This window comes from Sphingobium sp. RS1, from assembly GCF_056156825.1.
Genome location: NZ_JBLZXE010000002.1, coordinates 3,458,814 through 3,480,653, shown reverse-complemented (window position 1 = coordinate 3,480,653; position 21,840 = coordinate 3,458,814). Strand labels below are relative to the sequence as shown.

At 64.6% G+C, this 21,840-nt stretch carries 20 protein-coding genes; 15 read left to right on the top strand and 5 right to left on the bottom strand.

The window, feature by feature from the left end; all coding sequences use genetic code 11:
* Window positions 1–86: 86 nt before the first annotated feature.
* Window positions 87–410, bottom strand: coding sequence for an antibiotic biosynthesis monooxygenase (locus ACNHGR_RS18765; RefSeq protein ID WP_184270615.1), 324 nt, complete (start codon window positions 408–410; stop codon window positions 87–89).
* A gap of 107 nt (window positions 411–517) precedes the next feature.
* Entirely contained in the window at window positions 518–1,171 is a 654-nt protein-coding gene (gene fsa / locus ACNHGR_RS18760; protein WP_093083749.1) for a fructose-6-phosphate aldolase, read from the bottom strand.
* A gap of 133 nt (window positions 1,172–1,304) precedes the next feature.
* On the opposite strand from fsa, the gene ACNHGR_RS18755 reads away from it, so the two are divergent.
* Genes ACNHGR_RS18755 through ACNHGR_RS18745 form a run of 3 tightly spaced genes read left to right on the top strand, consistent with a single transcriptional unit; the run spans window position 1,305 to window position 4,416 of the window.
* Window positions 1,305–1,973, top strand: a complete 669-nt coding sequence (locus ACNHGR_RS18755; RefSeq protein ID WP_475288005.1) for a DUF2490 domain-containing protein — start codon at window positions 1,305–1,307, stop codon at window positions 1,971–1,973.
* 47 nt (window positions 1,974–2,020) lie between these two features.
* Entirely contained in the window at window positions 2,021–4,192 is a 2,172-nt protein-coding gene (locus ACNHGR_RS18750) for a primosomal protein N' (protein WP_475288004.1), read from the top strand.
* On the top strand, window positions 4,120–4,416 hold the full coding sequence (locus tag ACNHGR_RS18745) for a DUF1289 domain-containing protein (protein ID WP_475288003.1): 297 nt from the start codon (window positions 4,120–4,122) through the stop codon (window positions 4,414–4,416). The genes ACNHGR_RS18750 and ACNHGR_RS18745 overlap by 73 nt, the downstream gene beginning before the upstream one ends.
* Here ACNHGR_RS18745 and ACNHGR_RS18740 read toward each other — a convergent pair.
* Together ACNHGR_RS18740 and ada are read right to left on the bottom strand one after the other, a co-directional pair.
* Entirely contained in the window at window positions 4,334–5,863 is a 1,530-nt protein-coding gene (locus ACNHGR_RS18740) for a hypothetical protein (RefSeq protein WP_475288001.1), read from the bottom strand. The genes ACNHGR_RS18745 and ACNHGR_RS18740 overlap by 83 nt on opposite strands.
* Window positions 5,864–5,936: 73 nt before the next feature.
* A complete protein-coding gene (gene ada / locus ACNHGR_RS18735) occupies window positions 5,937–7,001 on the bottom strand; it encodes a bifunctional DNA-binding transcriptional regulator/O6-methylguanine-DNA methyltransferase Ada (RefSeq protein WP_475288478.1) in 1,065 nt (354 codons plus the stop codon).
* Window positions 7,002–7,116: 115 nt separating this feature from the next.
* Between ada and ACNHGR_RS18730 the strand changes: the two genes are divergently transcribed.
* From ACNHGR_RS18730 to ACNHGR_RS18695, 8 genes are all read left to right on the top strand, one after another.
* A complete protein-coding gene (locus ACNHGR_RS18730) occupies window positions 7,117–8,676 on the top strand; it encodes a S1C family serine protease (protein ID WP_475288000.1) in 1,560 nt (519 codons plus the stop codon).
* A gap of 184 nt (window positions 8,677–8,860) precedes the next feature.
* On the top strand, window positions 8,861–9,415 hold the full coding sequence (locus ACNHGR_RS18725; protein WP_475287999.1) for a F0F1 ATP synthase subunit delta: 555 nt from the start codon (window positions 8,861–8,863) through the stop codon (window positions 9,413–9,415).
* A gap of 10 nt (window positions 9,416–9,425) precedes the next feature.
* Window positions 9,426–10,955 (top strand): F0F1 ATP synthase subunit alpha, encoded by a 1,530-nt coding sequence (atpA, locus tag ACNHGR_RS18720; protein WP_184270591.1) that lies wholly within the window; start codon window positions 9,426–9,428, stop codon window positions 10,953–10,955.
* Between the two features lie 40 nt (window positions 10,956–10,995).
* A complete protein-coding gene (locus tag ACNHGR_RS18715; protein WP_184270588.1) occupies window positions 10,996–11,586 on the top strand; it encodes a LysE family translocator in 591 nt (196 codons plus the stop codon).
* 3 nt (window positions 11,587–11,589) lie between these two features.
* Window positions 11,590–12,474, top strand: coding sequence for a F0F1 ATP synthase subunit gamma (locus ACNHGR_RS18710; RefSeq protein WP_475287997.1), 885 nt, complete (start codon window positions 11,590–11,592; stop codon window positions 12,472–12,474).
* Window positions 12,475–12,498: 24 nt separating this feature from the next.
* Window positions 12,499–13,944: a F0F1 ATP synthase subunit beta gene (atpD, locus tag ACNHGR_RS18705; protein ID WP_184270581.1), complete on the top strand. Its 1,446-nt coding sequence runs from the start codon at window positions 12,499–12,501 to the stop codon at window positions 13,942–13,944.
* Between the two features lie 158 nt (window positions 13,945–14,102).
* Window positions 14,103–14,357 (top strand): ATP synthase F1 subunit epsilon, encoded by a 255-nt coding sequence (locus tag ACNHGR_RS18700; protein ID WP_056687543.1) that lies wholly within the window; start codon window positions 14,103–14,105, stop codon window positions 14,355–14,357.
* 95 nt (window positions 14,358–14,452) lie between these two features.
* Window positions 14,453–15,946, top strand: coding sequence for a hypothetical protein (locus ACNHGR_RS18695; RefSeq protein WP_475287995.1), 1,494 nt, complete (start codon window positions 14,453–14,455; stop codon window positions 15,944–15,946).
* On the opposite strand, the gene ACNHGR_RS18690 is transcribed toward ACNHGR_RS18695, so the two are convergent.
* Window positions 15,943–16,920 (bottom strand): glycosyltransferase family 2 protein, encoded by a 978-nt coding sequence (locus ACNHGR_RS18690; protein WP_475288477.1) that lies wholly within the window; start codon window positions 16,918–16,920, stop codon window positions 15,943–15,945. The two genes, ACNHGR_RS18695 and ACNHGR_RS18690, sit on opposite strands and share 4 nt — an antisense overlap.
* Window positions 16,921–17,035: 115 nt before the next feature.
* Between ACNHGR_RS18690 and ACNHGR_RS18685 the strand changes: the two genes are divergently transcribed.
* The 4 genes from ACNHGR_RS18685 (at window position 17,036) to ACNHGR_RS18670 (ending at window position 21,797) form a co-directional block, all read left to right on the top strand.
* On the top strand, window positions 17,036–18,610 hold the full coding sequence (locus ACNHGR_RS18685; protein ID WP_475287994.1) for an integral membrane-like protein: 1,575 nt from the start codon (window positions 17,036–17,038) through the stop codon (window positions 18,608–18,610).
* Entirely contained in the window at window positions 18,607–20,139 is a 1,533-nt protein-coding gene (locus tag ACNHGR_RS18680; protein WP_475287992.1) for a CpaF family protein, read from the top strand. The genes ACNHGR_RS18685 and ACNHGR_RS18680 overlap by 4 nt, the downstream gene beginning before the upstream one ends.
* A 99-nt stretch (window positions 20,140–20,238) precedes the next feature.
* Window positions 20,239–20,931 (top strand): hypothetical protein, encoded by a 693-nt coding sequence (locus ACNHGR_RS18675; protein WP_475287991.1) that lies wholly within the window; start codon window positions 20,239–20,241, stop codon window positions 20,929–20,931.
* Between the two features lie 65 nt (window positions 20,932–20,996).
* Window positions 20,997–21,797 (top strand): class I SAM-dependent methyltransferase, encoded by an 801-nt coding sequence (locus tag ACNHGR_RS18670; protein WP_475287989.1) that lies wholly within the window; start codon window positions 20,997–20,999, stop codon window positions 21,795–21,797.
* Window positions 21,798–21,840 lie beyond the last annotated feature (43 nt).

Below are 21,840 nucleotides of genomic sequence, written 5' to 3'. Positions count from 1 at the left end.
ATCGCCAGGCCGAACAGCGTCAGCATGAAGGCGAAGCCGAGAAAGCCGAAATCGGGTTTGTCAGGATCTCTCATCGCGCCTTTCCTTCATTGCGACCGTGCCAATAGATCATCGAGCACCGTCATGGTAAAGATCGGGTCGGCATCCGGCGGCACTTCCGCAATCGCATCGACGAAGGCGGCACGGGTAGCCGGTTCATCATAGACCATTTTCCGGTCGAATGCCGCCCGCCATGTCGCCTCATCCGGCCATTCGGCATAACCGACGAAACGACCATCGGCATCGCGATGCAAGCGGGAGCCGTAGCTGCCATATCTTTCGCGGATGAGGTCGGTGCCGCGGCGCCAGGCGGTGCGGAACTGCTCTTCCTTGCCGGGATGGACCCGCCACCAATAGACCGCGACGAACATCGATTCTCTCCTTGCCTTTCAAGGAGAATGAGCCGGATCGCGCGCGAGTTCCAACAGGATAAGCCAAACCGGCGCTCCCGACAGCCGGGAGCGCCGGTGCGATCCGATCAGAGAATCGTCTGGCCGGTCTTCGCCCAGTCGGCGGCGAAGCCTTCGAGGCCCTTGTCGGTCAGCACATGCTTGGACAGCATCTTGATGACGGACGGCGGCGCGGTCATCACATCGGCGCCGATACGGGCACTTTCGAGCACATGGATCGGATGGCGGACCGAAGCGACCAGGATTTCGGTGTCGAAACCATAATTGTCGTAGATCAGGCGGATATCGCCGATCAGTGCCATGCCGTCGAAGCCATTATCGTCATGCCGGCCAACGAAGGGCGAGATGAAGCTGGCGCCGGCCTTGGCCGCGAGCAGCGCCTGATTGGCCGAGAAGCAGAGGGTGACATTGACCAGCGTGCCATCGTCGGTCAGCGCCTTGCAGGTCTTGAGGCCGTCGATGGTCAGCGGCACCTTGATGCAGACATTGTCCGCGATCTTCCGCAGCACTTCGGCTTCCTTCATCATCGTCTCATGGTCGAGCGCGACGACTTCGGCGGACACGGGGCCATCTACGATGCCGCAGATTTCCTCCACCACTTCCAGAAACTTGCGACCCGACTTGTGGATCAGCGAGGGGTTGGTGGTGACGCCGTCCAGCAGGCCGGTGGCGGCCAGTTCGCGGATTTCGGCGGTGTCGGCAGTGTCGACGAAGAATTTCATGGGGAGGACTCCGGGGATAGGGCGAATCGCGCCCCTTTAGCGGCTGGCGGCAGGATAAGCCATGTCGGACGCGCCGATTTGCATCCGGCGCACGGCGCGATTAAGGCGGGCCTACCTTTCCAAAGGACCAGACATGCGCCGATTGCCCCGCACCCGCCTGATCGCGGGGCTTTGCCTGACCCTGTGCCTGCCCCTGACCAGCCCGGCGTCGGCCGCGACCGAGGAAAGCCAGGCCTGGCTGAGCGAACTGGCGACCATCCGTATCAGCCCGGCCGATATCGTCACCATCGATTCGAGCCAGCGGATGCGGTCCGACGCGCAGAGCGGCGGCGAACAGTTCGTGGCACGGGTCGGGCTGGACCATGCGGTCGCGCCGCACCTGCAACTGGGCGGCGGCATCGCTTATCTGGAAAGCGAGGTCGATCAGGAGTTGCGCCTGTTCCAGCAGGCGATCGTCAGCAAGGGCATCTGGCTGAGCCGCACCCGGATGGAGCAGCGCTTCTTCAGCACCGCGAATGATCCAAGCTGGCGGCTGCGGCAGCGGGTGCAGGCGTCGGTGCCGATCGACCGGGCGAAGCGATGGACGGTCATCGCTGCGACCGAAGTCTTCTTCCACCTCAATCGCGCCCGGCCGAGCGACAAGACCGGCCTTGCCATGATGCGCAACCAGATCGGGCTGCGCCATCCGATCGCCAAGGCGCTGGACGCCCAATTGCTCTATATGCGGCAGCAGAATTTCCGCGATGGCCGGCCCGATGTCGTGTCGCACATCCCCTGGCTGACGCTGAGCTGGCGGCTGTAGCCGCGAAGCCATTGCGCCGCGCGCCCAGCGCTTTAAGGACTGGGAGCATGTCGTCTCGCGCCCGTGTCCTGATCCTGAACGCTGCCCTTGGGCCGCTCGACTATCGCGTGCCGCACGGCATGAGCGTCAGGCCCGGCAGCATTGTCGTAGCGCCGCTGGGGCCGCGTCAGCTGATCGGCGTGGTGTGGGAGGAAGACAGCTTCCCCGATGGCGAGACGGTCGGCGACAACCGGCTGCGCAACCTGATCGAGGTGGTTGACGCCCCGCCCCTGCCCGAAACGTTGCGCCGGCTGATCGAATGGACGGCGGATTATTATCTGGCGCCTCCGGCCGCCGTGCTGCGCATGGCTCTATCCTCCATGGCGGCGCTGGAAGGCGCGCGGACGGTGATCGAATATCGCGCCACAGGCGCCGTGCCCGACCGGATGACCGAGCAGCGGGCGCAGGCATTGGAGCGGATCGGGGATCGGCAGGGACTGATCCGCGAACTGGCGATGATCGGCGGTGTCAGCGACGCGGTGATCCGCGGTCTTATCAAGCAGGATATATTCGAAGCGGTGGAGGTGAGCGTCGACACGCCCTTCCCCATGCCCGATCCGGCCCATGCCCAGCCGGTCCTGTCGGCAGCGCAGACGGCCGCGGCGGAGCAGATGGCAGACGCCGTGCGGGCGCATGACTTCGCGCCATTCCTGCTGGACGGTGTCACCGGGTCGGGCAAGACCGAGGTCTATTTCGAGGCGATCGCCGCCGCGATCCGCGCCGACCGGCAGGTGCTGGTGCTGCTGCCCGAAATCGCGCTGACCGAACCCTTTCTGGAGCGGTTCGAAAAGCGCTTCGGCACGGTGCCGGTCAACTGGCACAGCGGCCTGCGGCAGAGCGAGCGGCGCCGGGCGTGGCGCGCCATTGCCAGCGGACAGGCGCAGGTTGTGGTGGGCGCGCGTTCGGCCCTGTTCCTGCCCTATCCCAATCTGGGCCTCATCGTGGTGGACGAGGCGCATGAAGCCAGTTTCAAGCAGGAGGATGGCGTTCATTATCATGCGCGCGATGTGGCGGTGATGCGCGGCCTCATAGAGAAATTCCCGGTCATCCTCGCTTCCGCCACACCGGCGATCGAGACGCGGCATCAGGTGGAACTGGGCCGCTATGCGGAGATCAAGTTGCCGTCGCGCTATGGCGGGGCGGAGATGCCATCCATCGAAGGCGTGAACCTGCTGACCGATCCGCCCGAGCGCGGCCGCTGGATCGCGCCGCCGCTGGTCAAGGCGATCGACGAGGTGATGGCGAAGGGCGAGCAGAGCCTGCTCTTCCTCAACCGGCGGGGCTATGCACCGCTGACTTTGTGCCGCCATTGCGGCTATCGCTTCCAATGCCCCAATTGCACCAGCTGGATGGTCGAGCATCGGCTGACCCACCGCCTCGCCTGCCATCATTGCGGCCATGTCATCCCCGCGCCGCGCCGCTGCCCAGAGTGCAAGGAGGAGGATTCGCTCGTCGCCTGCGGCCCTGGCGTGGAGCGCATCGCGGACGAGGTAAAGACCCTGTGGCCGCAGGCGCGCATTGCGCTGGCCACGTCGGACACGCTCTGGTCCCCGGCCCGTGCCGCCGATTTCGTGAAGTCGGTGGAGGCCGGCGATGTCGACATCATCGTCGGCACGCAGCTCGTGACCAAGGGCTATCACTTCCCCAATTTGACGCTGGTGGGCGTGATCGATGCGGATCTGGGACTGGAGGGCGGCGATTTGCGCGCGGCCGAGCGCACATTCCAGCAGATCGTGCAGGTGGCCGGACGCGCCGGACGCGGCGAGAAGCCAGGCAAGGTCTATATCCAGACGCGCATGCCCGGCAGCGAGGTGATCCAGTCGCTGATCGAGGGCAACACCGAGCGTTTCTATGCGGTGGAGACGGAGAACCGGCGCCGCGCCAACGCGCCGCCCTTCGGCCGCTTCGCCGCGATCATCATATCGAGCGAGGATGCTGACGAGGCGGCGCAGACCGCCCGGCTGATCGGCAAGTCCGCCCCGGTGATCGAGGGGATGCGCGTCTATGGCCCCGCCCCCGCTCCGCTGTCCGTCTTGCGCGGGCGGCACCGCCATCGCCTGCTGATCCATGCCACGCGTCAGGTGGATATTCAGGCGGCGATCCGCGAATGGCTGGGCAATCTGGCTTGGAAATCGGGCACGCGCGTCGCGGTGGATGTCGACCCCTACAGCTTCATGTGATGGTAACGCCCAACTTCATCCTCAGCCCCTGCCGCAACCTGTGTGCGCTCGACCGGGACCGGAAGAGCTGCACCGGCTGCGGCCGGACGATCGAGGAGATCGTCCATTGGCGGTCGCTGGGCGATGCCGCCCGCGCCGATGTCATGATGCGGGTTTCGGATTTCCAGCCGGCGCGGCCTTCTTCTTCTCCGCTGCCTGCGCGTCATAACCGGCCTTCATCCTGATCGCCGCCTGCCGCATGTCCGATCCATGCGGTGAAAAGGCGATCGGATCGAGCAGCGTCGAGGCCGCCTCATATTCCCCGCGATAGGCCATCGCCTGCGCAATCTGGAACCGATAGTTGGGATTTTGCGGCAACAGGGTGAACGCCTTGTAGAGGCCGTCATAGCCGAGGTCCGGCATCTTGCCCCCACGCATCGCATGATAACGGTAGAAGAGCGCGAGCGGCACCGGATCTTCGGTATCGGCGCGATTGGCGCGGACAATCGACGTCAGCGCAGCCTTCCAGTCTTCCGCCTTGTCGCTGTCCTGCGCCTTTTCCAGCAATGCCTGCGCGCGCACGGCATAGGCACGGGAGGATTGGGGATCGATCGCGATCGCACGGTCGGCATCGGCCAGGGCCGCGTCTGCCTGCTCGGCATCCCATTCCGCTTCGGCAAGCAGCGCCAGCGCATAGGCGCTGTCCGGATATTGGGCAGCCGTCGTCCGGATCGAAGCAACCAGAGCGGGCAGTTCATCCGGCTGCGGCCGATGGATGAGGTGCAGTTCATCCTCGATCAGGGCCGCTTGCGCCGGATCGACCGGCACCACCGTGATCGCGCCGATGTTCATTTCCTGCGGCTTGAGCACCGACATGGTCAGGCGAGTGCGCATATAGGCCTTGAGCGCCTTCTCCAGCCCGTCCACACCCCCTTCGAAATAACTGTCTGCCTGCACATCCGGCTTCCCTTGCGCCAGATCGTTGAGATAGCGGGTCATGGCCGCCGTATAGTCGTTCTTGTTCTGGAAATAATAATGGGTGAGCAGCCAGGCGGTCCCATAATAGCGGTCGCCATCCCTCAGGTTCAGACCGTCGGTCGTGCGCGACAGCAGCTGGGCGAGTGGATAGGGCTGACCCAGAACCAGCCCCGGCACCCGACCCATCGGCACCTTGGCGAACTGGATCGACCCGTCCTTGGGGAAATTAACGACCGAGAAAAATTCCGCGAACCCCTCCACATACCAGGCCGGATAGGCGGCCGGAAAATGATGCAGCATGAAATGATGGGTATATTCGTGGAATAATATCTCCTCGGCGCCGGTGTCATATTTGCTGGTCTTCCCCCCGCGCGCCAGAAAGGCATAGGCCGTGCGATCGGAGGTCGTGTAATAGCCCGCGATATTGGGATTGCGCGCCAGTTCCTTGACCTTGGCCTCGCTCGACAGAAGATAGACCTTCACCGGGCTGCCCTTGTCCGGGCTGTCCACGCCGGTCAGGCGGCGTAGCAGGAAATCGAATTTCTCCAGCCGCTCGGCAAAGCCGCGCAGCGTTTCGTCCCGGCCCTCGCTATAGACGGTGAAATGCCGGGTCTGCGCCTGCCACCATGCCGCTTGCGCCGTGCCCATGGTCGCCGCCATGCCAACCAGCGCCAGCCCCGCCCCGGCCAGCGCCCTCATCCAGAATCGCATCATTTCGCTCTTTCCCCAAAGACCTTGATGACAAGGTGGCGAAGCGCGCGTCGGATGGAAAGATGAAATATTCCCGTTACTTGACTTTTTCTTTGGCGAGCAGCGCCTGCTTCCTGTCCAGGCCCCAGGCATAGCCACCCATGCTGCCATCGCTGCGCACGACCCGATGGCAGGGAATGAGGATGGCGAGATTATTGTCGCCGCAGGCCGTGCCTGCCGCGCGCACGGCGCCGGGGCGACCGATAGCGGCGGCGACATCCCCGTAGCTGCGCGTTTCGCCCGGCGGGATGGCGCGCAGCGCGGCCCACACCGCCTGCTGGAAGGCGGTCCCGCCGATATCGGTGGGCAGATCGGCGCCGCTCGCGGGATCATCGACCAGCGCCGCGACCCGCGCCGCCATCGCATCCAGCGCCGCATCGGCGGGTTGCAGATCGGCATGGGGGAAGCGTGCGCGCAGGTCGGACACACCTTCGCCGAAGCTGATGCGACACAGCCCCCGGCATGTCGCCGCCACCAGCATGGGGCCAAGGCTGCTTTCCACCGTGCGCCAGCGGATCGTGACGCCGCGCCCGCCATCCTTCCACGCCGTCGGCGTCATCCCCAGATGTGCCTGCGCATCGGCATAGGCGCGGCTGGGCGCATTATAGCCGGCCTCGTAAATGGCGTCGGTCACGCTGCCCTTACGGTCCAGCGCCTGCCTCAGCCGACCCGCCCGCACCCCGCGCGCATAGGCCGCCGGGGTCAGCCCCGTTTCGCGCTTGAACAGGCGATGGAAATGATGTGGCGCGTAGCCGGCATGGGCGGCGATCGCCTCCAGCAGCGGCGTCTCCTCTGCCGCCTCGATGAAGGCGATCGCCCTTTCCACCGCGATCCGGTCCCGCCCGACCTCGTCCGGGCGGCAGCGCAGGCAGGCGCGGAAGCCCGCCGCCCGTGCCGCCGCCGGATCGGGCTGGAACTGCATATTCTCCCGCTTCGGGTGGCGCGCCGCGCAGCTGGGCTTGCAATAGATGCCGGTGGTGGCGACGCAGCCCACGAACAGGCCGTCCATTGCCCGATCGCGGCGGCAAAAGGCATCCCAGCAAACGTCCGGATCGGGCATGGCTGGCGAGGGAGCGGGCGAGAGGCGAGTCATCTGGTTCATGACGATAGGGGATAGAAGATTGCCCGTCGCCATGCTTCCTGCGCCTTGCGTTCAAAGCATTTCATCTTTTTCCACATTGCGCCGCGCGCGCCTTTCAATATTGATGCGCGAACCTATGGTCGCCCTCCTCCGCCGCTTCGCCCCGATCCTCGGCTTCACGCTCGCGCTGATGGCGCCAGTGTCCCTCCATGCCGAACAGCAGGACATCGCCGCCGCCGCGCGTGGCGTGGTGCGCGTCGCGCTGGTCGCAACCGACGGATCGGACGCCTATTTCGTCGGCCATGGCAGCGGCTTTGCGGTCGCGCCGGACAAGGTTCTGACCAACGCCCATGTCGTCGAACTGGCGCGGGAAGAGAAGAATCTCGTCATCGGCGTGATCCCGTCCGAGGGGACCAAGACCTATGGCGGGCGAATCATCGCTTATTCGCCGGGCAACGACCTCGCCCTCATCCAGCTGGAGGAAGGGCGCCTGCCGGTATCCACCTTCTATGCCGGCGCGGTCACCGACGGGCAGCATGTCACCGCCATCGGCTATCCCGGTACGGTCGACCGGGCACAGGGCCTTGGCCTCAAGCAACTGGTCGAGCCGCTGGCGACGGTGAAGACCAGCGGCAACATCTCCTCCGGCCGGGCGAGTCGCAGCTTCGACACGATCCTGCACACCGCCCCGCTCGCCGCCGGCAACAGCGGCGGGCCGCTGGCCGATGATTGCGGCCGTGTGCTGGGCGTCAACAGTTTCGGGTCCGTGTCGGACGGCAATGATGCGGAGTTCGGCTTTGCTGTCTCCTGGCGGGAGGTTGCGTCCTTCCTGCGGCAGGCGGGCGTGTCGTCGCTTCACAGCATCGTCCCCTGCCGGTCGATGGCCGAAGCGGACGCAGCCGATGCCAGCATCACCCAGCGCGAATCGCAGGCGACCGAGCAGAAGAGCCGGGCCACCGCCGACGCGCGCGAACAGGCCGTCGCCCGCGCCCGCGATGCGGCAGAGCGCGACGTCATCACCGCGCGGGAAAATGCCATGGCCGGCGCGGCCGTCCTGCTGGCGCTCGCGGTGCTGGGTCTGGGGGCCGGCGGCCTGTTCTACAGCCAGGGCAAGGAACGCAAGTCCACCTGGTTCCTGGCCGGCGGCGGCGTGGCGTTGCTGGCGGCGCTCGGCCTCTTCTTCCTGCGCCCCAGCTTTTCCAGCATCGACGAACGGGTAAAACTGCCCGAGGATAGGCATGTCGTCGGCAACGCCGCCTTTGCCTGGACCGGCGAGAATGTCTGCAAGGTGGATCTGGCCCGCAGCCGCCTGACCGTGTCGCAGCCCAATGACATCGGCCTCAACTGGGCCGATGGCGGTTGCGTCAATGGCGACACCCAATATGTCGCGTCGGGGACCGTCTGGCAGCGGGCCACCGTGCCCGACGATGCCAATTATCTGACCAGCAGCCAGTTCGACCCGGCCACCGGCACGCTGCGCGTCCAGCGCTGGCTCCCGGATCTCGACACGATGGACAAGGCCCGCGCGCTCCTGAAGGACAAGCCAATCAAAGGCTGCGGCAGCGACTCCGAACTTCTGTCCCGGATCGCGACGCTCCAGAGCGACATGACAACGTTGCTTCCGGCCCAGCCCAACGAACGGATTGTCTATCATTGCCAAAAGGGACGGCTTGCTCCGGCCGATCCTGCCGAATGACCGATTCGTCGCGGCGGAAATACTCAGTCAAATAGGGCGTTTTTCGCACTATCGATGGAATCGCGTCACATGACTTGCATAGTCATAATCGCACTGCTAACCGGCCCGGCAACAGGGGCTCGGGACGGGATCAGACCGCGCCCTCTTTTTGCATGACCCGCAAATCACGGAGGACGGCAGGCGCGTGGAGATTAATAGCGGCATACAGGCCAGTCTCAGCGGCCGCTACGCGGTGGCGCTGTTCGATCTGGCTCGCGACGCACAATCGCTCGACACGGTGGCGGACAGCCTGACCGGGTTGAAGCAAGCTATTGCGCAGTCCCCCGATTTCAAGGGGCTCATCAACAGTCCGGTTCTGAGCCGCGATGCAGCAGGCAAGACGATCGCCGCCGTCGCATCCTCCATGGGTACCGACGCGCTGACGACGAAATTTCTGGGCGTGCTCGCGCAGAACCGTCGCCTGGGCCAGCTTCCGGCGATCATCCGCGCCTATGAAACGCTGCTGTCGAATCACAAGGGTGAGGCCCGCGCCGAAGTGACGAGCGCCCATCCCCTGACCAAGACCCAGATCACCGCTCTGCAAAAGAGCCTGAAGGCCCGTGTCGGCCGCGAAGTCGCGGTCGATGCCAAGGTCGACCCCGCGATCCTGGGCGGGCTGGTCGTCAAGATCGGCAGCCAGATGATCGATTCTTCTATTCGTACCCGTTTGAACACGCTCGCCCACGCGATGAAAGGCTGAAAGGCTGAACATGGATATCAACGCCGCAGAAATTTCGAAGGTCATCAAGGACCAGATCGCCAATTTCGGCACCGAAGCGCAGGTGAGCGAAGTCGGTTCCGTGCTGACCGTGGGTGACGGCATCGCCCGCGTCCATGGCCTCGACAACGTCCAGGCGGGCGAAATGGTCGAGTTCGCCAACGGCGTGCAGGGCATGGCGCTGAACCTGGAAGCCGACAATGTCGGCGTCGTGATCTTCGGCTCGGACGCCGAAATCAAGGAAGGCGACACTGTCAAGCGCACCGGCACCATCGTCGACGTCCCCGTCGGCAAGGGCCTGCTCGGCCGCGTGGTCGACGGCCTCGGCAACCCGATCGACGGCAAGGGCCCGATCCAGTATACCGAGCGCAAGCGCGTTGAAGTCAAGGCGCCGGGCATCATCCCCCGCAAGTCGGTGCACGAACCCGTGCAGACCGGCCTGAAGGCGATCGACGCCCTCGTCCCCGTCGGCCGTGGCCAGCGCGAACTCATCATCGGCGACCGCCAGACCGGCAAGACCGCCGTCGCGATCGACACCTTCATCAACCAGAAGGGCGTCAACGCGGGCGACGACGAAGGCAAGAAGCTCTATTGCATCTATGTCGCCGTCGGCCAGAAGCGCTCGACCGTCGCGCAGATCGTCAAGCAGCTCGAAGAAAATGGCGCGATGGAATATTCGATCGTCGTCGCCGCGACCGCTTCGGAGCCGGCTCCGCTTCAGTATCTGGCGCCCTACACCGGCGTCACCATGGGCGAATTCTTCCGCGACAACGGCATGCATGCCGTGATCGTCTATGACGATCTGTCCAAGCAGGCCGTCGCCTATCGTCAGATGTCGCTGCTGCTGCGTCGTCCTCCGGGCCGCGAAGCCTATCCGGGCGACGTCTTCTATCTCCACAGCCGCCTGCTGGAACGCGCTGCGAAGATGAACGACGCCAACGGCAATGGCTCGCTGACCGCGCTGCCGATCATCGAGACGCAGGCAGGCGACGTGTCGGCCTACATTCCGACCAACGTGATCTCGATCACCGACGGCCAGATTTTCCTCGAAACCAACCTCTTCTATCAGGGCATCCGTCCGGCCATTAACGTCGGTCTGTCGGTGTCGCGCGTCGGTTCCGCCGCGCAGACCAAGGCGATGAAGAAGGTGTCCGGCTCGATCAAGCTGGAGCTGGCCCAGTATCGCGAAATGGCGGCCTTCGCCCAGTTCGGTTCGGATCTCGACGCTTCGACCCAGAAGCTGCTGAACCGTGGTGCGCGCCTGACCGAGCTGCTGAAGCAGGCCCAGTTCTCGCCCCTGCCCTTCGAAGAGCAGACCGCGTCGATCTTCGCCGGTACCAACGGCTATCTCGACAGCGTCGCCGTCAAGGATGTGACCCGTTACGAAGAGTTGATGCTCGCCTATCTGCGTCACGACCATGCCGACGTGCTGGCCGCGATCCGCGACAGCAAGGATCTGGGCGATGAGCCCAAGGCGAAGCTGAAGGCCGCGCTCGACTCGTTCGGCAAGACGTTCGCCTGATAACGTGCTGACCGCCCATTCCCTTCTTGCCTGGACCGTGATGTCGATCGGTCTGGTGCTGCTGCCGGGACCGGACACCATGTTGGTGGCCGGTCACGCAGCGCGCCGTGGGCTGAAGGCGGGGATGGCGGCGATCGGCGGCATCCAGCTGGGCGGCCTGTTCTACATGCTGCTGTGCGGTTTCGGTTTCCTCAGCGTGCTGAACGCTGTGCCGGGACTGTTCATGGCGGTGAAGATTGCTGGTGCGCTCTATCTCGCCTGGATGGGCCTTGGCCTGCTGCGTGGCGCGATCACGCCCGCGCCGGCATCGGCAGAGGCAAAAGTTCGTATCGGTGGATCGCCCTTCATGCAGGGTTTCGTCAGCACCGTGCTGAACCCGAAGGTCGCGATCTTCTTCCTGGCCGCCTTGCCGCAATTCGTCGGCACCGGCCCTGATGCGCCCTGGCAGGGCATGTTGCTGATCGCGATCGTCTATGCGCTCGGCTTCCTCTGGTGTGCGCTGCTTGCGGCGCTCGCCACCAAGGCGGGCCGTTCGGTCGGTCAAAGCCGCGCAATGCGCTGGTTCGAAGGCGCCATGGGCGTCGGTTTCTTTGGTCTCGCGGGTCGTCTGGCCCTTGCTCGGAACGTATAAACTATGCCTAGCCTCAAGGAACTGAAGCTCCGCATCGGGTCGGTCAAGTCGACCCAGAAGATCACCAAGGCGAAGCAGATGGTCGCCGCCGCGAAGCTGCGCAAGGCGCAGGCCGCTGCGGAAGCCGCCCGCCCCTATAGCAGCCGTCTGGAATCGGTCGTCGCGAGCCTCGCGTCGAAGATTGCCGGCGGTTCGGGCGAAGGCGCCTCCCCGCTGCTCGCCGGCACCGGCAAGGATGATGTCCATCTGCTCGTCGTCGCCAATAGCGACCGCGGTCTGGCCGGCGCGTTCAACGCGAACATCGTCAAGGCCGCTCTGGCCAAGGCGCGCGAGCTGGAACTGGATGGCAAGAAGGTGATCTTCTACCTGATCGGCCGCAAGGGCCGCCCGGTCATCAACCGCACCTATCCCGGCAAGATCGTCGCCAATTACGACACGACCGGCGCCAAGGAGCCCGGCTTCGCCCAGGCGCAGGCCGTCGCGCACGAACTGACCGACATGTATCTGAACGGCAAGTTCGACGTCGCCCATCTCTTCTATTCGCGCTTCAAGTCGGCTCTGGCCCAGATCCCGACGGAACAGCAGATCATCCCGGTCAAGATCCCGGCCGATGCCGACCTCAACGCGATCGGCGCGACGGTGGAATATGAGCCGAGCGAGGAAGCGATCCTGGACGACCTGTTGCCGCGCAACGTCACGGTACAGCTGTTCAAGGCGCTGCTGGAAAACAACGCATCGGAACAGGGCGCGTCGATGACCGCCATGGACAATGCGACCCGCAACGCCGGCGACCTCATCAACAAGCTGACCATCCAGTATAACCGCAGCCGCCAGGCCGCGATCACCACCGAACTGGTCGAAATCATCTCGGGCGCCGAAGCCCTCTAAGATCACGCACGCAAGGAAGCAGTCATGGCAACCACCAACAATGTAGGCCGCATCTCGCAGGTCATCGGCGCCGTCGTCGACGTGACCTTCCCCGATGCACTTCCCGCCATTCTTTCGGCGCTGGAAACCAGCAACAACGGCCAGCGCCTTGTTCTGGAAGTCGCTCAGCATCTGGGTGAAAACACCGTCCGCACCATCGCGATGGACTCGACCGACGGCCTGACCCGCGGTCAGGAAGTCACCGACACCGGCGCGCAGATCAGCGTTCCCGTCGGCCCGGCCACGCTCGGCCGCATCCTGAACGTCGTCGGCGAGCCGATCGACGAGCGTGGCCCGGTCGCCACCGAACTGCGTTCGCCGATCCATGCCAAGGCGCCGGAATTCGTCGATCAGTCGACCGACGCCTCGATCCTCGTCACCGGCATCAAGGTCATCGACCTTCTCGCCCCTTACGCAAAGGGCGGCAAGATCGGCCTGTTCGGCGGCGCGGGCGTCGGCAAGACCGTTCTCATTCAGGAACTGATCAACAACATCGCCAAGGGCCATGGCGGCACCTCGGTCTTCGCGGGCGTCGGCGAACGCACCCGCGAAGGGAACGATCTGTACCATGAATTCCTCGACGCCAACGTCATCGCCAAGGACGCCGATGGCAATGCGATCAGCGAAGGCTCGAAGGTTGCGCTGGTTTATGGCCAGATGAACGAGCCCCCGGGCGCCCGCGCCCGCGTCGCCCTGTCGGGCCTGACCATCGCCGAATATTTCCGCGACGTCGAAAATCAGGACGTGCTGTTCTTCGTCGACAACATTTTCCGCTTCACCCAGGCGGGCGCGGAAGTGTCGGCTCTGCTCGGCCGTATTCCTTCGGCGGTGGGTTACCAGCCGACCCTGTCGACCGACATGGGCCAGCTGCAGGAACGCATCACCTCCACCAACAAGGGTTCGATCACCTCGGTGCAGGCCGTGTACGTCCCCGCGGATGACTTGACCGATCCGGCGCCGGCCACCAGCTTCGCGCACCTTGACGCCACCACCGTGCTTAACCGCGCGATCTCGGAACTGGGCATCTATCCGGCGGTCGACCCGCTTGACTCGACCAGCCGCGTTCTGGAACCCCGCGTCGTCGGTCAGGAACATTATGAGACCGCCCGTGCGGTCCAGTCGATCCTGCAGAAGTACAAGTCGCTGCAGGACATCATCGCCATTCTCGGCATGGACGAGCTGTCGGAAGAGGACAAGATCACGGTCGCCCGCGCCCGCAAGATCCAGAAGTTCCTGTCGCAGCCCTTCCACGTCGCCGAAGTCTTCACCGGCATCTCGGGCAAGTTCGTCCAGATCGAAGACACGGTGAAGTCGTTCAAGGCCGTGGTCGAAGGCGAATATGACCATCTGCCCGAAAACGCCTTCTACATGGTCGGCGGCATCGACGAAGCCATCGAGAAGGCCAAGAAGCTGGCTGCCGAAGCGGCGTAAGCTGAACGAAAATAACCCCTCCCTTTCAAGGGAGGGGATTGAGGGGTGGGTAGCGAGCGAAGCGAGCTTCCACCTTGTCGGCTAGGGCGCAGGCCATCGCTTCGCGATGGCACCCACCCCAACCCCTCCCTGGAAGGGAGGGGCTTAGGATCGAAAAAATGGCACTGCATTTCGAACTCGTGACCCCGGAAAAGCTCGTCCGCTCCGAAGAGGTTTATCAGGTGGTCGTTCCCGGCACCGACGGCGACTTCGGCGTGCTGGAGGGCCATGCCCCCTTCATGTCGACCGTGCGCGACGGCAATATCCAGATCTTCAGCAGCGCTGGCGCCGCACCGGAAGTCATTCCGGTCGAGGGCGGCTTTGCCGAAGTGAATGAAAAAGGCCTGACGGTGTTGGCTGAGAAAGCTGGCTGAGGGCGACTGATCCGCCAGAGCGATCCTGTCGGACAACATGAATTGGACAAGGGGCGCTTTCCGCGCCCCTTTTTCTTTGCCATGACGCTGGCGTCATGACCTCGACAGCCCGCCTCCCCGCCCTTGCCCGCCCGCTTCCCGGCGGCGCCCTGCTGGCCTTCCTCGCGGTCTGGCTGGGTGCGGACCAGTTGCTGCTGTGGCGCTTCCTCGACGTCATGCCACTTTGGGCCTATCCTCTGGGCGGCGCGTTGCTGGCCGGGCTGTGCTTCCTCATCCTCCGCGCCACCCGCGACTTTGCCGGTCCCAACCCCGTAACCCTGCTGACCTGCATCGGCGTGGCTGTGATCCTGCTGCTGCTGGGTGGCGAAGGGCGCTTCTTCTACGCCAATATCGACTGGCAGGTGCGGCTGGCCGCGATGCGGGACATGGTCGTCAATCCATGGCCCTTCGTCTACACCGCCCGCGCCACGCCGGATGTGCTGCGCGCGCCGATTGGGATGTTCCTCGCCCCTGCCCTTGTCGCCAAGGCGCTGGGGGCGCGCGCGGGCGACATCGCGCTGCTGATCCAGAACAGCCTGCTGCTGGGCAGCGTGCTGGCCTTGGGATCGCCCCTGTTCGATACGCGCCGGCACCGGCTGGTGGCGCTGGCGGTGGTGATCGGCTTTTCCGGGCTGGATGCGCTGGGTCGCGTCCTGTTTCGTGGCGGCCTGTCCGACCATCTCGAAAACTGGGCCTATCTCCAATATAGCTCTACCATCACGCTCGCCTTCTGGGTGCCGCAACATGCGCTGTCGGGCTGGATCGGGGCGATGGCCTATCTGCTGTGGCGCGCGGGCAAGGCGCCACTGGGCGCAGTGCTGGCGCTGCTGCCGCTGACCGCCCTGCTCTCCCCACTGGGGCTGATGGGGGCGATGCCCTTCGTCGCGCTGGCCGGCGTGCAGACGCTGCTCCGCCGCCAGTTGCAGGTCACGGACATCGTCCTTCCCGCGCTCGCGACCCTGCTCTGCATCCCCGGCCTGCTCTATCTGGGCGCCGCCAATGACGGGGTGGGCGCGCGGCTGATGACCTTCGCACCGCTGCAATGGGGGCTGTTCGAACTGCTCGAGGTGCTGGTCTATGTCGCGCCGCTGGCCCTGATCGTCCGGCGCCCGCGCCTTGGCCGCGACACGCTGGCGCTGCTGACTTTATGGCTGCTCGCCATCCCCTTTCTGCAGGTCGGCTGGTCGATCGACTTCATGATGCGCGCGTCTGTCAGCGCACTCACCATATTGGCAGTCATGGTCGCCGACGCGCTGATCCGCGTACCGCGCAGCCGCCTGTGGCTGATCGTGCCCTTGCTGATCGGCAGCATCACCGGCCTGTATGAAATTCGCCGCGCCTTCGCCCATCCGCCCGCGCCGCAGGTCCGGTGCAGCTTCTTCAAGGCATGGGACCAGAGTTTCGGCTTCCAGCCCAAAGGCTCCTATCTCGCCCCCTTGCCGGAGATGCCCGCACTGGTACGCCCCGCCAATCCGGCGCGCGTCAGTCCGGCCGAACCGGCGACATGCTGGGACGGCCACTGGTATCACCCGAACGAAAAGCTGATCTAGGCGCGGAGCCGTTCAACGGTCGGCGCGGGCTGCTCTTCAGTCTTGGCGGCCAGCACATAGAGCGGCCGCTGCCGCACTTCCCGCGCAACTCGCCCCAGATATTCGCCGATGATGCCAAGGCTGAGCAGGTTGAGGCCGCCTAGCGCCAGCACCGCGACCATGATCGACGCATAGCCCGGCACGTCCACGCCCGTCACCAGCGTGCGCACGACCAGGAAGGCGGCATAGGCGAAGGCAAGCAGCGCGATGCCCCCGCCGACATAGGACCAGATGCGCAGCGGCATGGTGGTCGACGCCGTGATGCCGTCGATCGCGAGCGACCAGAGCTTGCCCAACCGCCATTTGGTCGTCCCCGCCCCGCGCGCGGCGCGGACATAGTCGACCGTCGCGACGCGAAAGCCGATCCAGGAAAACAGCCCCTTGTTGAAACGCGCCTGTTCGCCAAGCTGCTTGATGACGTCCACGGCCTGCCGGTCGAGCAGGCGGAAATCGCCGACATTTTCCGGAATCGGATAGTCGGACAGGCGATTGAGCAGGCGATAGAAGCCATGCGCGCTCCACCGCTTGAACCAGTTGTCGCTCGACCGGTCGGCGCGGCGGGCATTGACCACCTGCGCGCCCGCCAGCCAGGCCCGGACCATGTCGATGATGACGGCCGGCGGATCTTGCAGATCGACGTCGATGGGTATTACCGCATCGCCCAGCGCATGATCGATGCCCGCCGCCAGCGCCGCTTCCTTGCCGAAATTGCGAGAGAGGGACAGGCAGCGCACATCCGGGTTCAGCCGGGCGAGGATCGCCACTATGTCGCCGGTGCGGTCGGAACTGCCATCGTCCACGAACAGATATTCGGCGCGTGCATCCGGCCCGATCAGCGCCAGTGCCTGCGCCACGGCCGGGCGCGCAGCGTCGAGGAACAGGGAAATGGCATCCTGTTCATTATAGACCGGAATGACGATCGACAGGGTCGGCATCGCGCGCAACTTTCCCCAAAATCCTGTCCCCGCTATCGGCCTCAATGGTTAACGCCGCGTAAGCGGGCGGGTGACGCACAGCATTTCTTTACCATGTTGCGGCATGGATCGCGCCATGGTCCCGCGCCTTGCCCAATTGATCCGCAGCCCCGCCTGCCTGCTGAGCCTGCTGGGCGTGGCGCTAATGCTGCCGGCCCTGATCTGGGGGCCGGGCTTCACTCATTCTCACCAGTATAACCTGCTGTGGACCGCGCATTTCGGCCGGGAAATGGCGGCTGGTCATCTCTATGAGCGCTGGCTGCCGGATAGTTTCGAAGGGCTGGGCAGCCCGACTTTCTATTTCTATCCGCCCTTCGCCTATTGGATCAGCGGCGCTTTCCGCGCGATCGGCTTCAGTTTGTCGATGGCCGTGAACCTGACCGGGCTGGCGCTGCTGGTGGCGTCGGGACTGACCATGCACCATTGGCTTGCCGCGCGGGGGACGCGGCCGCTGCTGGGCGCGGCGCTCTATATGGCGGCGCCCTATCATCTCTACGATATCTATGTGCGCGGCGCACTGGCGGAGGCGGCCGCCTTCATCTGGCTGCCGTTGATCGCACTGGCCATCGATCGCTTGCCGCCGCGCCGGGGCGTGACGCTGCTGGCGATCGCCTATGCCGGGCTGCTGCTGAGCCATTTGCCGCTGGCGCTGCTGACCGGCCTGTTCCTGATCGCACCGATGATCGGCCGGCGCCTGTGGCGTCGCGATCCGGTGCTGCTGTCAGGAGCGGTGGCTGGCGCGCTCGCCTTTGCGCTGACCGCTTTCTACCTGATCCCGGCGCTGACGCTGCAATCCCATGTGTCGACCGCGATGCTGTGGGGGCAGGATTATCGCGCAACAGACTGGTCGATCTGGACCAGCAGCTTCGAACTATTCCCCTGTCTGGCACTGGGGTTGATCCTGCTCGCCTGGCCCGCCGCCCGATCCTTCTGGGGCATGATGGCGATCCTGACCGCCCTGCTCTCGATCCGCCTGATCCCCTTCGTCTGGGACGTGCCGCTGCTGGACAAGGTGCAATTCCCCTGGCGCGCCTTCTGCATCGCCGAATTCGCCGCGATCACCGCGCTGATGGCCAGCCGCCCGCGCGCGCCATTGCTGGCGGCGGCGGGCATGATGCTGTTCTTCCCCTATCTGTTCGGCGGCCTGCTGACCGCTGCCTTCCTGCGCCAGCCGGTCGATCAGGCGCGGATCGCACGGATCGCGCCCGATGCGCCGGAATATCTGCCACATGGATTCGACCTGACGCACGTGCGGGCCGACAATCACTGGACCGACCTGACGCTATGGCGCGCCCTGCCGCGCGGCGATGCGATCATGGTCAATCGACCCGGCGCCGTGACGCTGGGCCATGCCGCCTTCCCGATCTGGCAGGTGACGCACGATGGCCGTCCGGTGGCCAGTAGTGGTCCCCTTCTGCGGTTCGAAGCCAGCCCCGGACTCTATCGCGTCGAGCGGGTACGGCTGTGGCAGGAGACATGGGGCGCGGCGATCAGCCTGCTTGCGGCGCTGCTGCTGGCCGCGCTGACAATGGGTCAACGCGTCATTAGCCATTTGTCAAAGTTTCCATCCTATTCACCTTCATCACACAGATCGGATCGGCGCCTTTCGGCGTGCCCGGACCGATTGCGAGAAAGCGGCGGAGATATATGAGCGCCTTTGGACGGAAGAATGGACCTGCGGGCATCAAGCCCGGCTTCGGCGTGGCCCGCCCGATGCAGGGTGGCGCTGCCCCCAAGGACGATGCGCCACGTGGCGGCGACCAGTTCCCGCCGCTGGACATCGCATCGCTGCCCGGCGAAGTCCCCTTCGATCCGTTGTCGGCGCCGACCAGCCAGATGCAGCGCAATGCCGACGCCATGGCGCGCCTGTCCGACCGCGCCAATGCGGAGCATGTGCCGGATGCCGGGCCGCAGGGCTTTGAAGCCAGCGTCCACAAGATCAAGGAGCAGGTGCTGCCCCGCCTGCTGGAGCGTGTCGACCCGGAAGCCGCCGCGACGCTGACCAAGGATGAACTGGCGGAGGAATTCCGCCCGATCATCATGGAAGTGCTGGCCGAACTGAAGCTGACGCTCAACCGGCGCGAGCAGTTCGCGCTGGAAAAGGTGCTGGTCGACGAACTGCTGGGCCTCGGCCCGCTCGAAGAATTGCTGTCCGATCCGGACGTCAGCGACATCATGGTCAACGGCCCGGAACAGACCTATATCGAAAAGAAGGGCAAGCTCCAGATCGCGCCGATTAAGTTCCGCGACGAAGAGCATCTGTTCCAGATCGCCCAGCGCATCGTGAACAAGGTCGGCCGCCGCGTCGACCAGACGACGCCGCTGGCCGACGCCCGCCTGCCCGACGGCTCTCGTGTCAACGTGATCGTGCCGCCGCTCTCGCTGCGCGGCACCGCCATCTCGATTCGTAAATTCTCGGCCAAGCCAATCACCATCGACATGCTGGCGCAATGGGGTGCAATGTCGCCCAAGATGGCGACGGCGCTCAAGATCGCTGGCGCCTGCCGCTTCAACATCGTCATTTCGGGCGGCACGGGTTCGGGCAAGACGACGATGCTCAACGCCCTGTCGAAGATGATCGATCCGGGCGAGCGCGTGCTGACGATCGAAGACGCGGCCGAATTGCGACTTCAGCAGCCGCACTGGCTGCCGCTGGAAACCCGCCCGCCCAACCTGGAAGGGCAAGGCGCGATCACCATCGGCGACCTCGTCAAGAACGCCCTGCGTATGCGCCCTGACCGCATCATCCTGGGCGAAATTCGTGGCGCGGAATGTTTCGACCTGCTCGCCGCGATGAACACCGGCCATGACGGTTCCATGTGTACGCTCCACTCCAACAGCCCACGCGAGTGTCTTGGCCGTATGGAAAACATGATCCTGATGGGCGACATCAAGATCCCCAAGGAAGCGATTTCCAAGCAGATCGCCGATTCGGTCGACCTGATCGTACAGGTGAAGCGCCTGCGCGACGGTTCGCGCCGCGTCACCAACGTGACCGAAGTGATCGGCATGGAAGGCGACGTCATCGTCACGCAGGAACTGTTCAAGTTCGAATATCATGACGAGGATGACAGCGGGAAGATCATCGGCGAATATCGCTCGATGGGCCTGCGCCCCTATACGCTCGACAAGGCGCGCATGTTCGGTTTCGACCAGCCGTTCCTGGAAGCCTGCCTTTGATGGAATAAACCCGGCCTCCCCTGCGTAAGTGGCTGAGTTGCCACCATGCAGGAGTGTCCAGTGTTTCGACGAACCATACGCCATCCCGTCAGTCACGGGGTGGCGTTTCTTTTTATCGGCCTGTGCGCGCCGGCGGAGGCCGAGACGGACTATCCCGACGTGCCAGAGCCGATGGTCTTCGACATGATGCGGCCGCTGGGGGCGAAGAAGGGCGCGCTGGAGGCCAATACACTGGCAACCACGTCGCTGTCCGGGCCGGACCGGACAGTGCAATGGGCGCCGGAAGTGGAATATGCGCTGACCGACGGCTTCGCGATCGAGGGCGAGTTGCCGTTCGAGGATGGCCGGCTGACCGAATTGAAGCTGGGACTTCAGGCCGCGTTCGGCACGTTGAACGGCGGACGCAGCGCCCATGGCGTGCAATATCTGGGCATCTACGACCGCCATGCCCGCCATTATCGCAGCAGCTTCGCCTATATGGTCGTGCATCGCTACAACGACCGCTGGAGCAGCGTGTCGATGGCGGGCCTGGGCGACATCTCCCTGTCTGGTGGGCACGGGCGCAATGCCGCCATCCTCAACCATTCCCTGTTCTACGACAGTCGCGACGGGCAGGTGCTGGGCCTTGAAATCAATTATCGCGGCGGGGCGGACGGTTATCTGCTCATGATGCCGCAAATCCATCAGCGTCTGGCGCACAAGGTCAATATGCAGGCCGGGCTTGGCGCGGAACGGCCGCATGGCGACGTCTTCCGGCCCAAGGCCGGGATAAGGCTGATCCGGGAGTTCTAACCCCTTGTCTTGCCGATGAAGGGCGGGCACATCGGATGCAATCATCACGACAAGAGGATTGCCCGATGCGCCTTTCCGCCCTGCTTGCCGCTGCCGTCCTGATCCTGCCAGCCGGCGCCGTCATCGCCCAACATGCCGGCCACCATCAGGCCGCCGACCCGATCGCCACCGCGATCGCCGCGTCCAGCCGCACGCCCAAGAATGTCGCCCGCGACCAATATCGCCACCCGGCCGAAACGCTGGCCTTCTTCGGTGTGACCCCCACGCAGACCGTTGTCGAATATGCACCGAGCGGTGGCTGGTACACGGAAATCCTGGCGCCGCTGCTGCGCGACCATGGGACTTTCTACGCCTTGCAGCCGACCGGCAAATATCTGGACGGTTACAAGACGTTCCTCGCCGCCAATCCGGCCGCTTATGACAAGGTGAAGGTCGTCCCCTTCCCTGAAGAAACGGCGAAGATTCCGGCGGGCAGCGTCGACACGGTGCTGACCTTCCGCAACGTGCACAATATGGTCATGGCCGGCAATGAAGCCGCGACCTTCAAGGCGTTTTTCGACGTGCTGAAGCCCGGCGGCACGCTGGGCGTGGTCGACCATCGCCTGCCCGAGGATCGTGATACCGCGCTGGAAAAGAGCAGCGGCTACCTGAAGGTATCGACCATCCGCCGCATCGCGCAGGAAGCCGGCTTCGAATATGTCGGCGCGTCGGAAGTGAACGCCAATCCAAAGGACACGGCCGACTGGCCCAAGGGCGTCTGGACCCTGCCCCCGACGCTCAGCCAGAAGGATGTCGACAAGGATAAATATCTTGCCATCGGCGAAAGCGACCGGATGACGCTGAAATTCCGCAAACCCGCAAAATAAGGCTGATTTCGCCTTAGTCCTGTTGCACTGCAACGCAACCGGG